The 14,686-nt window shown below is 66.6% G+C and carries 9 protein-coding genes; 4 read left to right on the top strand and 5 right to left on the bottom strand.

Annotated elements, in window-relative coordinates; all coding sequences use genetic code 11:
* Positions 1 to 24: 24 nt before the first annotated feature.
* Positions 25 to 486: a DUF4254 domain-containing protein gene (locus AB0M74_RS27700; RefSeq protein ID WP_366529230.1), complete on the bottom strand. Its 462-nt coding sequence runs from the start codon at positions 484 to 486 to the stop codon at positions 25 to 27.
* A gap of 213 nt (positions 487 to 699) precedes the next feature.
* Between AB0M74_RS27700 and AB0M74_RS27695 the strand changes: the two genes are divergently transcribed.
* Together AB0M74_RS27695 and AB0M74_RS27690 are read left to right on the top strand one after the other, a co-directional pair.
* Complete coding sequence (locus AB0M74_RS27695; protein WP_366529229.1) at positions 700 to 1,509, top strand: GntR family transcriptional regulator; 810 nt, start codon at positions 700 to 702, stop codon at positions 1,507 to 1,509.
* Complete coding sequence (locus AB0M74_RS27690) at positions 1,506 to 2,096, top strand: GNAT family N-acetyltransferase (RefSeq protein ID WP_366529228.1); 591 nt, start codon at positions 1,506 to 1,508, stop codon at positions 2,094 to 2,096. The genes AB0M74_RS27695 and AB0M74_RS27690 overlap by 4 nt, the downstream gene beginning before the upstream one ends.
* Before the next feature lie 8 nt (positions 2,097 to 2,104).
* Here AB0M74_RS27690 and eccCa read toward each other — a convergent pair whose 3' ends face one another.
* From eccCa to eccD, 3 genes are read right to left on the bottom strand one after another with little or no spacing between them, the layout of a single operon-like run.
* Positions 2,105 to 6,202: a type VII secretion protein EccCa gene (gene eccCa / locus AB0M74_RS27685; protein WP_366529227.1), complete on the bottom strand. Its 4,098-nt coding sequence runs from the start codon at positions 6,200 to 6,202 to the stop codon at positions 2,105 to 2,107.
* 3 nt (positions 6,203 to 6,205) lie between these two features.
* Positions 6,206 to 7,609: a type VII secretion-associated serine protease mycosin gene (mycP, locus tag AB0M74_RS27680; protein WP_366529226.1), complete on the bottom strand. Its 1,404-nt coding sequence runs from the start codon at positions 7,607 to 7,609 to the stop codon at positions 6,206 to 6,208.
* Positions 7,610 to 7,622: 13 nt separating this feature from the next.
* On the bottom strand, positions 7,623 to 9,095 hold the full coding sequence (gene eccD, locus AB0M74_RS27675; RefSeq protein WP_366529225.1) for a type VII secretion integral membrane protein EccD: 1,473 nt from the start codon (positions 9,093 to 9,095) through the stop codon (positions 7,623 to 7,625).
* A gap of 120 nt (positions 9,096 to 9,215) precedes the next feature.
* Between eccD and eccA the strand changes: the two genes are divergently transcribed.
* Complete coding sequence (gene eccA / locus AB0M74_RS27670) at positions 9,216 to 11,033, top strand: type VII secretion AAA-ATPase EccA (RefSeq protein WP_366529224.1); 1,818 nt, start codon at positions 9,216 to 9,218, stop codon at positions 11,031 to 11,033.
* 242 nt (positions 11,034 to 11,275) lie between these two features.
* Here the strand turns inward: eccA and eccB are convergent, their stop codons facing one another.
* Positions 11,276 to 12,703 (bottom strand): type VII secretion protein EccB, encoded by a 1,428-nt coding sequence (eccB, locus tag AB0M74_RS27665; RefSeq protein WP_366529223.1) that lies wholly within the window; start codon positions 12,701 to 12,703, stop codon positions 11,276 to 11,278.
* A gap of 138 nt (positions 12,704 to 12,841) precedes the next feature.
* On the opposite strand from eccB, the gene eccE reads away from it, so the two are divergent.
* Positions 12,842 to 14,566: a type VII secretion protein EccE gene (eccE, locus tag AB0M74_RS27660; protein ID WP_366529222.1), complete on the top strand. Its 1,725-nt coding sequence runs from the start codon at positions 12,842 to 12,844 to the stop codon at positions 14,564 to 14,566.
* The last annotated feature ends 120 nt before the right edge of the window (positions 14,567 to 14,686 follow it).

The raw sequence follows: 14,686 nt of genomic DNA, 5'->3' as shown, positions 1-14,686 counted from the left end.
TTGGTGATCGAGACGCCGGGCTGGTCACCACTCCGGCAAGCGCCTGCGACCCGCCTGGATATCGCGAACCAGATCGTCATAGGCGTCGGCGAGTTCCGCGAGATGGTGCCAGGCGCAGTGCAACCGTTCGTTGTGCGCGTCCAGCGTCATCAGCGCGTGGTGCGCCCGCACCGAGGACTCGGCGAGGCGGTCGATAACCGCGCCGACAGTCTCGGTGTGCAGCGTGGCGCCGAGCCGATGCTGCGGGACGCCACGCGCCACCCAGTCATCGATAGCCATGACCAATTCAGTTCTGCGCCTGTCGATTTCGAGCACAGTAGCAGGGTCGGTCGGCACCGAGCCGCCACGGCCGACCAGCCGGCGCTCGTGGAGCACCGCGAGATCACGGGCGAACCAGAGCAGCGGGCCGCCAACCACGCGGTGCCCGCGACACGCCCGAACAAGTAGATCAGAGGTGGGCAGTAGCCCGAGGGTTAGTGACTGCACTGCCGAGTCGACACACCGCGGTGTGTCGGGGAGAGCCATAACGATTGTCGAAATCTCCGAACCTGCCACGTTGCCTCGCCGTTCGTCGCCGCACAACACCGGATCAGGACGTTCATTACAATAAACCTCTGAAGGCACCTGTCAAGCGTTACCGGGCCGTAGGGAGTCACGAAGAGTACACTTCGTTACCTGCACGACTGACCGAGGAGCAAGATGGCGGACGGTCCGACGTATCGCCGGATCGCAGACCTCCTCCGCGAGGAGATCCGCGCAGGCAAGTGGCGTCCGGGCGATCGACTGCCCAGTCATGCCGAGCTGGCCGATCAGATGGAAGTCTCGATAACGACTGCCCGCAACGCTATTCAGGTGCTCGTCGCCGAAAATCTGGTCTATACAGCTACTTCCCGTGGGACGATCGTACGAAGCCAGGAAGTGCTGGAATCGGTTGTCACCGACCACATCCGGCCGAATCGCCCACAGTCGGCACACGATATCTTCGAGGAGATCGCGCGGGCGGCGCGTCGCGAACCCGCCAAGGAGTTCAGCGCCAGGATGGAACCGGCCAGTCCGCAGGTCGCCCTGTGGCTCGGCGTGCCGCAGGACTCGTGGGTGCTGGCCCGAACGGTCGTTCAGTACCTCGACAACGAACCGTGGTCATGGGAAGTCAGCTTCTACCCGAGGGATCTCGCCGAGAACACCGGCATCGACTCACCGCACGATATCCCCGAGGGCACGACCAGGCGGCTGGCCGATCGCGGCCACGCCGAGACCGCGCACCGGGACACCCTGGCCGCCAGGCCCGCCAGCGCCGAGGAGGCCATCGTCCTCGGTGTCGCGACCGGGACCATTCTGCTCGATCACCTACGGATCGGCGCCAACCACGAGCGGGTCACCAGGGCCACCCGGCACCGGTCTATCGCCACGCGCAACCGGCTCGCCTACGAGCTCGGCGACGACGAGGGCACCGCGGTCATCCGGCGCGCGCTCGGCACCGCGTACAGGCCAGGCATTTCGTTGCCATGACTACCGTGATTCGCCAGGCGACCTTCGGCGATCTCGGCATGATCTGCCGTCTGCGGGTCCAGCGCACGTCATGGCTCACCGCGCGCGGCTCCGACCAATGGACGGTGGCGGGCCGTGGGCTGCCCATCGAGATCTTCGCCAGGGCGGTCGGCCGGGCCCTGGAAGCAGGGGAAACCTGGATCGCCGAGGTCGCGGGTGAACCGGCGGGGACGATCACCGTCAACCACCACGCCGACAACGGACTGTGGTCGCCGTGGGAACTAGCCGATGCGGTGGTCGTCCACTTCATGATCGTCGACCTGCGCTTCGCCGGCCAGCGCGTCGGTGACCGACTACTAGCCCATGCGGGCATGCTCGCCCGCCGCCAACAGCGCACCTGGGTCCGGCTGGACGCCTGGACCACCAACGACGACCTGCACGACTACTACCGCCGAGCAGGCTTCCACCTGGCCCGCATCGCGGGCCCGATCGCCACCGGCCCTTCCCGCGCACTCTTCGAACGGCGGGCCGATAGTTGGGATCCGCTCTGCGCCGGTGCCGTCCCGACTATCGAGCATCGGAGCGTCGCGGCGTTCGGTCAAGGCTGAACAACTCGCTACACCGGCGGCAAGTAGGCCACCTGAACCATCTCGGGCTCACCGCGGGAAACGAGTGTCCCTCGGCCGGCGGGCAGCTTCGCCGAACGAATATCACCGAGGAACCTGCCCTCGTCCTTCGGCGCGCTCATGAGCAGCGCGTCCACCGACAGGTCCTTCATCCGGCCGAGCACCTTGTCGTACATTGCCCGGGAAGCGCCGCCGGAGCGCCGAGCCACGATCAGATGCATCCCGATGTCGCGGGCCTGCGGCAGGAATTCCAGCAGCGGCTCCAACGGATTCTCGCCCGTGGCGACCATGTCGTAATCGTCGACGACGATGTAGATTTCCGGCCCACTCCACCAGCTGCGCTCGCGCAACTGCTGCGGGGTGATATCCGAGCCGGGAATCCGTTTCGCCAGGTAGCCCGCGACCTCCCTGATCATGCCGATCGATGTTTGCGACGAGGTCGAGTACCCGGCCAACTGGTCGCCCTCGATGACCCCGAGCATGGTGCGCCGGTAGTCGATGAGGATGACTCGTGCTTGGTCGGCGTTCGAATTCTCGACCAGACCCATGACAATGTTGCGCAACAGTGTCGTCTTGCCGCACTCGATGTCGGCGAACGCCATGAAGTGCGGCTGGGCGCCGAAATTCAGGACGAGCGGCTGCAATTCGGATTCGCCGACCCCGATCGCGACACGCGTCGGCCCGAGTTCGATGCCGTAGCGTCGGGCACTGTCGAGCACTCGTTCGCGTGGAATCTCCAGCGGAAGCATGCGCACCTCCGGCGCACGCCTGTTGCCATAGAGCTCGTTGAGTTGCCGCTTGGCTTCCCCCACACCATCGGACAGCGTTTGCGCATCGGAGTCGGAATCCAGCCGAGGTAGCGCGACGAGCATATGCAGGCGGTCGGGTGTCAACCCACGACCAGGACGACCCACCGGGACGAGCACAGCCGCGCGGCGATCCATCTCGGAATCGGACGGATCACCGAGACGCAACTCCAGTCTGGTACCGATGAGATCCTTGATGGCAGGCCGAATTTCGGCCCAGCGGCTGGCCGAGAGCATGAGGTGGATGCCGTAGGACAGCCCCTGAGCGGCCAGCGAATTGAAAGCCTGTTCGAGTGCGTCGAACTCGGCGCGGATGGTCGGCCACCCGTCCACCACGAGGAACACATCACCGAAGTGGTCTTCCGAGAGTGGATCGGCGGCACGTTCGGCTTCCGGCAGTTGGCTGAGTCTCGCCTTACGCCTGCGGAATTCGGCTATCGACTCGATACCGAGCTCACGGAAGCGTTCCTCGCGCTGACGCAGCAACGTGTTCATCTCGGCGATCGTGCGGCGGACACGATCGACCTCCAAGCGACCGGCCACCGAACCGACATGCGGCACATCGGCGAGACCGGCCAGGGTGCCGCCGCCGAAGTCCAGGCAGTAGAACTGGATCTGTTCGGGTGTGTGCGTGGCCGCGGCCGCCATGATGACTGTCCGCAGGGTGGTCGATTTGCCGGACTGCGGGCCGCCGACCACGGCTAGATTGCCTTGTCCGCCGGACAGATCGATCATCAGCACGTCGCGACGCTGTTCGTAGGGCTTGTCGATGACGCCGATCGGCATCCACAGCTGACCGTGCCGATTCATCGGGGACTTCCAGTCCGGATCGGGCAGCAACATATCCACCGACGGCGATTCGTCCAGCGGCGGCAGCCATACTTCGTGCGCGGGTCGTCCGTGCCCATTCAACCGTGCGACAACCACCTGCAGCAGCGACGCGGGCACGCCTTCGTTCGGCCATTGGGTCGTGTCCGGCTCGGCGGCCGGATCGACGGCGCCGGGCGGGGGCGGCAATTCCAGCGAGCCGGGCGCGGGCGGCAGTTCGGGAAGTCCGCGCGGCCGGTCGGCCGCCTTGCCGCGCGGCAGCTCGGGTGCCTCGACCTCCCCCGCGGTGAAGACCAGCGGCATCTGTCCACCGATCGAACGCCCGCCGACCTGCTGGCTCCCGCGCGGCGAAACATACGGTCCCGACACATAAGCCGCGGTGAAACGCAGCGGGTCGTCGGCGTCGCTCTTGAGGTAGGCGGAGCCGGGCACGCTCGGCAGGTGGTAGGCATCGGTGATGCCGAGCACCGCGCGCGACTCGTTGGCCGAGAAGGTACGCAAACCAATGCGATAGGACAGATGGCTGTCCAGCCCGCGCAGTTTGTTCTCCTCGAGACGCTGTGAGGCGAGCAGCAAGTGCACACGCAACGAGCGGCCGAGTCGGCCGATCATCACGAAAAGGTCGGCGAAATCCGGTTTCTGGGAAAGAAGTTCGGAGAACTCGTCGACCACGACGAACAATGCGGGCAGCGGGTCGAGTTGTGCGCCCGCGGCACGCGCCTTCTCGTATTCGGTGACGTTGGCGAAATTTCCTGCTGAGCGCAGCAGTTCCTGACGGCGGTTCATCTCGCCGGATAGCGCGTCCTGCATCCGGTCGACCATCGAGAGCTCTTCCTCGAGGTTGGTGATGACCGCGGCGACGTGCGGCAGCGAGTCGAGGCCGAGGAAGGTCGCGCCGCCCTTGAAGTCGACGAGCACCAAATTCAACAGGTCCGGTGAATGCGAGGTCACCAGCGACAGCACCAGTGTCCGCAGGAACTCCGACTTGCCGGAACCGGTTGCGCCGATGCACAAGCCGTGCGGTCCCATGCCGTTCTCCGCGGACTCCTTGATATCGAGTTCGACCGGGGTACCGTCCGGAGTGACGCCGATCGGCACGCGTAGGCGCTCGCGGTCACTGCGCGGACGCCACACCACCGCCGGATTGATCTGCGCGGCATCGGGAACCTTCAACAACGACATCAGACCCGCGACCGCTCGGGTTTCGTCGCCGAGGCTGACGATCTGCGCTGCTGTCGCAACCCGGTAGCGGGCGAGATCCCTGGCCAGGGCGGCCGCCTCCGCTACGGTGGCCGTGTCCGAGGTGGCGAACTTCTCGGTGCCCGCGGCCGATTTCGCCGCGACCATTCCGTCACGGACGACCAGTTGCAGCCCGCGGCGGACCGCGAGTCCGGTTTGCGGTGCGGAGAGATCCAGGACAGTGACCGAGTCGAGGCCCGCGTCGCTGACGATACGTTCGGTGCCGCTGACGAACCCGTCGTCGATGATGACCATCAGGTGGATCCGCCCCGCCGTCGGCTGGGCGTTGCGCATGAAGCGGCCGCGTTCGAGCAGTTCGGCGGACATGGCGGTTTCGAGTTCTGCCAGCGACTGGTACATCATGCGCCGGGAGCCGAGCCCGTCCCGGTCGACCGGATGCTGCAGGTGCGGGAGCCATTTCGCCCATGCCCATGCCTCGCCGTCGGGATCAGCGCAAATGATGGCCACCGCGGTGTGGTCGGGCCCGTGCGAGGTGGCGAACTCCATCAGCATCGATCGGACCAGCATCCTGGCCTCGGCGGAATTGCCTTCGATATTGATGGCGGGGAACGCACGCAACGAGATCGCGGTAGGCAGGTTGTGCACCACCGAGTGGGTGCGCACGAACCGGCGCAGCGCGACTGTCGAGACCGGCTCCAGGTCTTCCAGCGGGCCGGTCTCGGGTCGGGCCAGCTTGGTCGCGAGCCGATGGCTACCGACCCCGACGCGCACGTGCCCGAAATCCGGGTCGTTCGGCCGACGTTCCCACATCCGCCGGCTTCCGACGATCGATTGCAGATCCGCGGGCTCGGGGTGGCTCCAGACCAACGCTTCCAGCTGGGACCGGCCGGTCTTGCGCACGTCCCTGCGCACCTGGTCGAGGTAGCGGAAGTAGTCCTTGCGCTCCTCGTTGAGTTCGGCGGCCTTCTTGGTACCGCCGCCGCCCCGGAAACCCGCCAGCATGCCGACCATCGACATGAGCATCATCATCGGAAACATCATCATGAACGGATTGGCCAAGAGGTTTCGGCCCATCATGACCATCATCGCGATCATGCCGACGACGGCGACGACCATCACCAGCGGCATCAGCTTCATCAACAGCCCGGCCGGCACCGGCCGGGGAATCTCCGGCGGCGCGGACAGCGCCACTTCACCTCCCGGCGCCCGCGGCGGCGCGATTCGCGGTCGACGCACAAATCCTTCGGTAGCCATGTCCTACAGTCCTTCTCGGGTTTCTGCCGCCGGATCGACGCCACTGCGCTGTTTACGGAACGGAATGGACAACGCGTATCCGATGGCGAGCAGGGCGAGCAGGACAAGTGTCCCGATGGTCGCGACCCTGCGTGGCATGGGATCGACATACGGCGGTGGCGCCGCTGCCGGCAGCGGCCGCGCCACATCGGCTCCGACCCCGATAGGCTGTGCGGGCAGTTGTGCGGTGAGCGCGGCGAGCGGGTCGATCAGCCCGGCACCGATCCGATCGTCTCGTCCGGTGCCCGGTTGCATCGCCGTACGGGTGATCCTATCCATCACCTGCTGGGCCGATAGCTCCGGAAACCTGGCCCGCACCAGGGCGGCGAGCCCGGATACATAGGCGCTGGAAAAGCTTGTCCCGTCGATGGATCCGACACCCTCGCTGGTCTGCACGGAGTCGACCACACCGGCCGACCCCGGCTTACTGTCGAGCGACACGATGCCGCGGCCCGGCGCGGCGACGCTGACCCACGGGCCATGGATGGAGAAATCCGACGCCTTCCCGTCAGGCTCCACCGAAGCCACCGACAGGACATAGGGAGTGAACCAGGCCGGGCTCACCACCGTCCGTACCGCACTCCACCCCGCACCATCGTTCTGGGCGCCACATGCGCCACTCTGCTGGATGTTGCCGGCGGCCGTGACCACGACGACGTTCCGTTCGTAGGCGTATTTCACCGCGGCGCCGAGCGACGCGTCCGCGGTCCCGGATCCAGCGGGCCCACAGGCGACTTCGGAAACGTTGATGACGGTCGAGCCGAGATCGACCGCGCGCACGATGGCCGCGGCCAGTGTCTGCACGTTGCCGTATCCGGCGGAGGCTATCTTGCCCGGTTCGTCACTGCGGCCCCGGTCTTTCGCCTCGAAGGCCAGGCTCAGCTGCCGAATGGCGAGGATCTCCGCGTCCGGCGCGATCCCGGCGAATCCGTCCTCGGCGCTCGGCCGTGCGGCAATCAGACCGGCGACCAAGGTGCCGTGACCGTCGCAGTCGGAAGTGCCGTCCGAACTCGACACGAAGTCGCCGCCCGGCTGCAGTGCGGGTAGTCGTGGGTGCGGGTTCACGCCGGTGTCGATCACCGCGACCTTCTGTCCACCGCCGCGGCTGAACTGCCAGGCCGAGGGCAGGTCGAGAAGCCGTTGCGACAGTGGCGGATCCTGCGGGGGTGCGCCACCGAGCCTCGGCTCGGCACAGACCGACCGCTGTTCGGTCGCGTCGGGTGCGCCGCCTCTGCTGGCCGCTATGGCCGCGCCGAGGGCACCGTCGTCGATGCTCGGCGGTCCGATGGCGAAGGCTGGGGCTGGTAGTCCGATCGTGCCGAGACCGAGCACAAGCACCACCCCGGCCAGCCTTAGCGGAATGCTCATGGACGCGCCTCGATCACAGGTTTCGAGCGGCCGAGTAGAGATCCATGATCCACAACACCAGTGGGATGACGGTGACGATCAGCAGGTACTCGGTGATCTCCCCCATCCTGCGGACCACCGGCGTGACCTCGGTATGCGGCGCGATCACACCGAAGCCGACCATCGCCGCCGAGACCGCGAGCAGTATCCCGGCGATCGACACCACGTACGACGGTTGTCCGAGCCCGACCGTGATCAGTACCGCGATCAATGTGGTGGCACCGCCACCGATGAGCGTGCTCGCCTGGACCAGGTCCGCGAACGACCGCCCGCGCAGGCACAGGATCAGCCCGACGACCACCGCGAGCGCAATACCTTGCCAGCGCCCGGCACCCAGCTGATCGGCCGCGAATACCGCCCCGGCCACCGCAGCGATCGTACTTCCGAGCAGCAGACCGGATTGGTAGTGGTTGGCGGCACTCGCCCGCAACTCCAGGCCCACCGCCGAGGGCAGCGCGGTCGCCCCGATGGCACCGATGTCCTCGATCGTCGGCCTCGGCTCGTGATCGGCCGGGTCGATCGCACCACCGGCGGTAGGTACCGGCGGCACCGGCAATCGCGCCGCGGCGACCGTGATCCGTGGCGCCATTGTGATGATGATCAGTGCCGCGACCAGCGCACCGGCGGCGATTTTCGGTGTGCTGACATCCCACACCATGCGGACCAGTGCGGCGAACCCGCCGAACAGCACGACGGTGATCACCGCGGCGCACATCATGGCGCCGACGCCGGTGACGCTGTAGACGACCACCGAGACGACAAGGGCTGTGGCGCAGGCGAACAGTAGGTGTGGGCTGCCGAGGTCGCCCGGCACGAACAATGCCGCGGCCGCGGAACACAGCAGCGTCGCGAACAGCGACAACATCATCGCGGTCAGCAGGGCAACATACTTCCGGGTCGCGATCACGGCCGCGGCGACAGCGGCGATACCGGTACCGAGCGCGAGAAAGCCGAGGTAGCCGCCGGCGCCGTCGTGTTTCGCCACCGCCAGCAGCACGATCGCCGCGACTACCCCGCCGAGCGCGGTGACCAGGCCCATCCAGCGCGCCGAAGCCGGTGACCAGCTACGAAACGACTCGGCGGTCAGCCGGGATACCGCGTCGATGACATCGTCGAACAGGGCAGGCGATTCCTTCGCCGTCACCGAACGCAGAACAAGCAGTTCACCGTCGAAAACCTCGGCGTCGGTCAAGGTTTGGTTCGGTGGGATCGGGTCGCGACCGACCCTGGCCAGCGTCCAATGCTCGGTGCGCAGCGGCGCGCCATCTTCGTGTTCGGTGAGATCCGGCGTGCGAGACTCGATCAGACCGACCACGTCGGTGATGAAGGCGGCGATCGGAATTGTGGCGGGCAACCCCAGATCCAACTGAGTGTTGCCTCCGAGTATCGACACTCGACACAGTTCCGGATCAGCGGTCCCCATGCCACTGGTCGAAGACTCGCTCACGAGTTTGCTGGCTCCCTAGTTCACACGGTCGAGCTTGGTAACGCACTCAATCTATACCCGCGCCAGCCGGTATGCTGAGCGAGATCTCGCAAACACCGTATGCTTTGGGGGCTTACCCGCATGACTGGCAACCGCCAAGCACAACGCGCCTTCGACGCCGGCGTCTTGTCATTGGGCCTCTCCATCGATGGGCAGGAATCTGCCCGCGACCTCGAATACGCCAAGTTGGCGTTCACTCGGGCCACCGAATGGGACCCCGACATGTGCGACGCCTGGCTCGGCCGGGCCGCCGCGGGTGAGGTCACCCGCGAAGTGCTGTTCAACCTGTACAAGACGAGCTCGACGGCACTGTTCCGGGAGCAGCGTCGCCTCGGTCTGCGCCCCCGCGAGCTGGCGGGTCGCTTCGTGATCGGTCAGTACATCGACTATCCGCTGGCGAGCTTCACCGAGATCAGGCTGGCCCAGGCATCGGCGCTGATCACCGACGGTGACTACGACGAGGCCGAGCGGGTGCTCGACGAACTCGCCGATCATCGCAAATCCCAGCTGTCGCAGCCCGATCGCGAGGTGGACGACCGCATCTGCGCGTACGTTCGCGCGTCCCTGCACTATCAGACCCAGCGCTGGTCCGATGTGATGACGGTGCTGGCCGGCTCCGCGGAGTGGGAAGACCCGTATATGGCCGCGGCCGCGCACGTCATGGTCGGCACTGCGTGCGCGCAGCTGGGACTGTTCGGCGAGGCGATCCGCCGTATGGAGCGGGCGGAGCAGGGTCCGATCCCCGCCGCCGCTGTCACCGCTCGGTTCTGCCGCGGACTGTGCCTGCGCGAGACGGGCCACGAAGCCGAGGCACAGGCCCTTTTCGAGAAGGTGTACTCGGAAGCACCGGATTTCGAGGCCAACGCGAGTGCCATGCGGGACCGCAAGTACCGCATCACGATCACCACCCAGCAGCAGATCGACGCACGCACCAACCGCTGGGATCCGACGTCGGCCCCCTCGGCCGAGCAGATGGGCCGCGAGGAACGCGACGACAAAGCCAAGCTGATCCTCGCGTCCGCGCGGGCGGAACTCGATGCGCAGATCGGGCTGGCCGCAGTCAAGACCCAGGTGGCCAAGCTGCAGGCCACCGCACAGCTGGCGAAGATCCGCGCCGAGAAGGGGATGGCCAGCGTGCCGCGCGGTCAGCACCTGGCCTTCACCGGCCCGCCCGGCACCGGCAAAACGACCGTCGCCCGGGTGGTCGCCAAGATCTATTGCGGGCTCGGCCTTTTGAAGACCGACGCGCTGGTCGAGGCCAAGCGCGCGGACTTCGTCGGTCAGCATCTGGGCAGTACCGCGATCAAGACGTCCAAGCTGATCGACAGCGCCATGGACGGTGTGCTGTTCATCGACGAGGCCTACACACTGATTCAGGCGGGCCTACAGGGCGGCGACGCATTCGGTCGCGAGGCGGTCGATACCCTCCTGGCCAGGATGGAGGACGACCGCGACCGCCTGGTGGTCATCATCGCCGGATACGACGGCGAGATCGATCGGCTGCTCGCTTCCAACGACGGTCTCGCCTCCCGGTTCGCCAAGCGGGTGAAGTTCGATTCCTACACCCCGGTGGAACTCGGCGAGATCGGACAATTCATTGCGCGCAAACGTGATTCGGATCTGACCGAGGATGCGCTGGCGCTGCTCGTCCAAGCCTGCACAAAGCTGTATGACCAGGAGAGCACCGACCAGAACGGCCAGCCGCGTCGCGGCGTCGACATGGCGGGCAACGGGCGCTTCATCCGCAACCTGATCGAGTCGGCCGAGGAGGAACGCGAGTTCCGGCTTGCCAGCGATGAGAACCTGGACCTGACCAACATCGATGAAGCGGTACTCATGCGCATCGAGGCGGACGACATGCGCAATGCGCTCTCGAACGTCTTATCAACCCTGCACTAGGCACGACCGGCGTTGCTGAGGCCCCGGTGACGACGGCGCCGAGGTGATCCACCGGGCGAGTGGCCCGTCATCGCGCATGGAATACCGCGGGGACGGCCCGGGCATCGCTACATCATCCTCGGACGCGTGTCCTGACTGAACAACGACCGAGCGAACGCGTTCGAGACACTGCGGACGGCGAAGCAGACCGCGCCGTCACAGAGCCGCTATCACCCGATGGTTCACGAAACGGTGCGGGTGTCCTACAGCGTGTCGTGGCTGACCAAAGCTTCTTTGGCGGAAAGGGTTGGCCCGGGGACCAGTTGGCCGACGATCGGCCAGGGGGCCAGGCGTGGTTTCTGTTCCAGTCCGAGGATCGTTGCGGTATCAGTGTCGGGTATGCCGTAGCGAACACCGTTGTCGCCCACGTAGAACAGGGTGCCGCGCCGCGCGCTCTCCGGGTCGATCGCTGTTACCTGGACGAATTCGCCGGTGCTCGGCGGGATGTAGGCGGCGTCGATGCGGTCGCCGACACCGTCCGCGGAGGCGAGCTCGACCGGGACGGACGGCTTCGCCAGTGGCAGTTCACGTCCAGCGAGCACCGTCACGGTCGGCGTCGGCCGCCCGGTGTCCTCGGCCCAGGAGACACATCCGACCGGCGCCTGCTCGGCGGTCATGATCTTCGGTGTTTCCTTCGGGAAGTGATCGACTGCGAGGGTCGTGAGCACCGGGATGCCGCTCAGCCGGTCCGGCGGCACCGTGGTGATCTCACTCATGCCTTGCGAATTCGCGTTGCGGATCACCAGGGCGGCGAACGGTGACACCCGCTGCACACCCTCGGCCAGCACCACGAACAGCTCTTCGGAGTCCACCCCGCGCACCCGGATCACACCACCGACCGGAACACCGGACAACCGACCGGGGCCCGGCTCACCGATCCGGTCGATCTGTGGCGGCGTCAACGCGGGAACCTGGGTGGTGGAGTTCAACAGACCGGCGCTGATCGGCCGCGGCTGATAATCGCGCAGTGCGAGCGACCTGGCCACCACCGCATCCGCCGTGTCGACCTCCGCGCGCTTACCGTCGAACAGCAGGAAGGTTTTCCGCTCACGGATCACCAACAATGCCTGCGACGAATCCAACGGCCTGGCAGCGGCTTCCGCGTCGGTGTCGAGCTCGCCCGCGATCACCGTCGACTTCGCCCCGGACGACCCGGTGGCACTACCCGCGGACGACAACGGCACGGTGTCACACAACGTCCAGGTCGACCGGTCACCCGCCGACGAGCCGGGCAGTGCGGCCGGGGCGCCGGGGATGCCGACCAGGGGGCCGCGCGGCATATTGCCGAGCTTGGACTCCTTCACCGAGGTCGGCACCTCGTTGCTCTGCGTGACCAGTCGGGCCGAGGCCAGGTTCAGCACGGGATACAGGGTGTTGTCGACAACCGCGAACAGTGCGCCGCTTTCCTGGGCCATCACGATCTTCGAGTCACCGATCGCGCCCTGCGGCTTCAGAAAGGACATAATCGCCGCGCCCGCGACAACCAGGACGCCGAGTACCGCACCGACGAGCAACGACCGCGACTGCGACCGCATCGGATCGTGCAGCATGCGGATGTCCCGGCGCACCAGCGCGTGCTCGTACCGACGCAGCAGAAACCGATACCCGTTGACCTGGGCACGTGTTGTCAACTGGGCCGGCACGATTCCTCCGAACGGGACGCAGTAGGGCGAAGTGGTGTCGGCGCACGCCTCACGATTTCCGAGGAGCGTGACCAGCTCGCGTGACCACAGTAGCGAAGCTAGGGAAGTTCAGTCCATGATGAGCCTATGGCAACAACAGCCGATCCGGCGGCGCAGCCTGCCGCCCCACCGCTGAGCTCACCGCAGTACTGGTTGTTCCGGGTGCTCCCGCTGCGCCTTGTGGTTCCCGTGCTCTTGCTCGCAGTCGCAATCGCGCTGGTAGCGGTCGCCGGTGGGGCACCGTCGTATGCCGCGGCGGCCGGCGGTGTGCTCGTCGCGCTGATCGGGCTCGTCCGCTTCCGCGGCACCTGCCTCGCGGCTTTCCTCGCCGACGAATTCGCTTTCCGCTGGCACGGGTTCCGCCACCGGGCGGCCGGGGCGCACAATGCTCCGTTCGATGTGCCGGTGCCCGACGGCGGCAGCTACGGCATGCGGTGGGACGGTGCCCGGTTGATCACCATGCTGCGCATCGACGCACAGCCACAGAACGTGACATTGCTCAGTCCGAGCGGTCTGAACACCGGCGACATGGTTCCGCTGCCCGAAGTCGCCCGCTGCCTGAACCAATTCGACATCGACCTCGCCTCGATCGACGTGATCAGCACCGGCTCGCGGACCTCGGACGCGGGCCAGGTGGCCCGGCTGTACGAGCAGATCCTCGGGCCGCTGCCCGCGGTCGCGCACCGCACAGCCTGGGTGGTGCTGCGGTTCGACCCGCTGTCCAACGCGCCCGCGATAAACCGGCGCGGCGGCGGCTCGACCGGAACGCTGCGCTCCGCGATCGTCGCCACCCGGCGCGTCGCCAACCGCCTCGCCGCCCGTGATCTGACCGTGTCGGTGCTGTCGGCCGCCGAGATCACCGCCGCCGTACACCAGCTCACCCGCAATGCCGACCTCACGCAACTCAACGAGACATCACACAGCGTCGAGCACAACGGAATCCACTCCGCCACTTACCGTATGGCCCCGGAGGCCCTCGGCCCGCGCGGTCTCGCGGAAGTGTGGGCTACCCCGAGCTTGGCGACGACGGTCACCCTGCGTCTGCGCCGCGCCGCCGGCACGCCCACCCACCACTCGGCGCACGGACCGGCGACGCTCTCGGTGTCGGCGACCGTACGCTTCGACGCCCGCGACCACGCCCCCAAGATGTCGGTCCCCGGCCTGGTCGCCCTGACCGGCAAACACCGCCGCGCCCTGCTGGATCATCTGCCGATCAGCACCCAGGGGCCCGATCTGCCGATCGAGAGCTACCTGGGTACCCCGGATTCGCTGGCCGATCTGTTCACCCCGATCACCGGCTGCGGGCAGGTGATCGGCGCCGACTTCTCCGGGCAGGGCGTTGCCCTTCCGCTGGTCGGCCAGTACATCCGCCGGGTGGAGATCGTCGGTGCGCTCCTGATCGCCAAGCAGGTGATCTTGCGAGCGATCGCGCTGGGTGCCACCGTCGTGGTGCACACCAATCGCCATGAAGCGTGGCGTTCCATGGTGACCAGAGTCGACGCACCACAGGCACTGTCGCTGGCCTCCTGGTCGGCCGGGTCACAGCAAGCGAGCTCGCATCGATCCGCGACCGTGGTCGTCTACGACGGCATCGCGCCATCCACGCACCACTCCGATGCGACCGTTATCCTGTTGCGTCCGAACGCGAGCCAGAGCATCGACAGTTTCGTCGGCGACATCACGCTCACCGAGGATCCCGACACAGCGAACCTCGTCACCGTACGCACGGCGACGGAAACGACCTCGGTCCACATGGTCGCTACCCCGGCGGAGATGAGTTACCTCGACGCGCCGATGGCGTTGTCGTATTGACAGCCGAAACGGCCCGTGCACGCGAAGGCGGTTTCAAGGGGTCGTCGCAACACTGCCTGGTGTTAGGCGGTGAGTAGATCACGCAGGCGCTCGGCTGGGGTATCCCAGTCGAGCGTTTTG

It is taken from the genome of Nocardia sp. NPDC051463, from assembly GCF_040681975.1.
GTDB lineage: Bacteria > Actinomycetota > Actinomycetes > Mycobacteriales > Mycobacteriaceae > Nocardia.
This window is presented reverse-complemented; position numbering and strand designations above follow the sequence as displayed.

Bases quoted from the DNA above. Each gene is read 5' to 3' on its own strand.
- AB0M74_RS27695 (WP_366529229.1), top strand. From the start codon at position 700: ATGGCGGACGGTCCGACGTATCGCCGGATCGCAGACCTCCTCCGCGAG.
- AB0M74_RS27690 (WP_366529228.1), top strand. From the start codon at position 1,506: ATGACTACCGTGATTCGCCAGGCGACCTTCGGCGATCTCGGCATGATC.
- eccCa (WP_366529227.1), bottom strand. From the start codon at position 6,202: ATGGCTACCGAAGGATTTGTGCGTCGACCGCGAATCGCGCCGCCGCGG.
- mycP (WP_366529226.1), bottom strand. From the start codon at position 7,609: ATGAGCATTCCGCTAAGGCTGGCCGGGGTGGTGCTTGTGCTCGGTCTC.
- eccA (WP_366529224.1), top strand. From the start codon at position 9,216: ATGACTGGCAACCGCCAAGCACAACGCGCCTTCGACGCCGGCGTCTTG.
- eccE (WP_366529222.1), top strand. From the start codon at position 12,842: ATGGCAACAACAGCCGATCCGGCGGCGCAGCCTGCCGCCCCACCGCTG.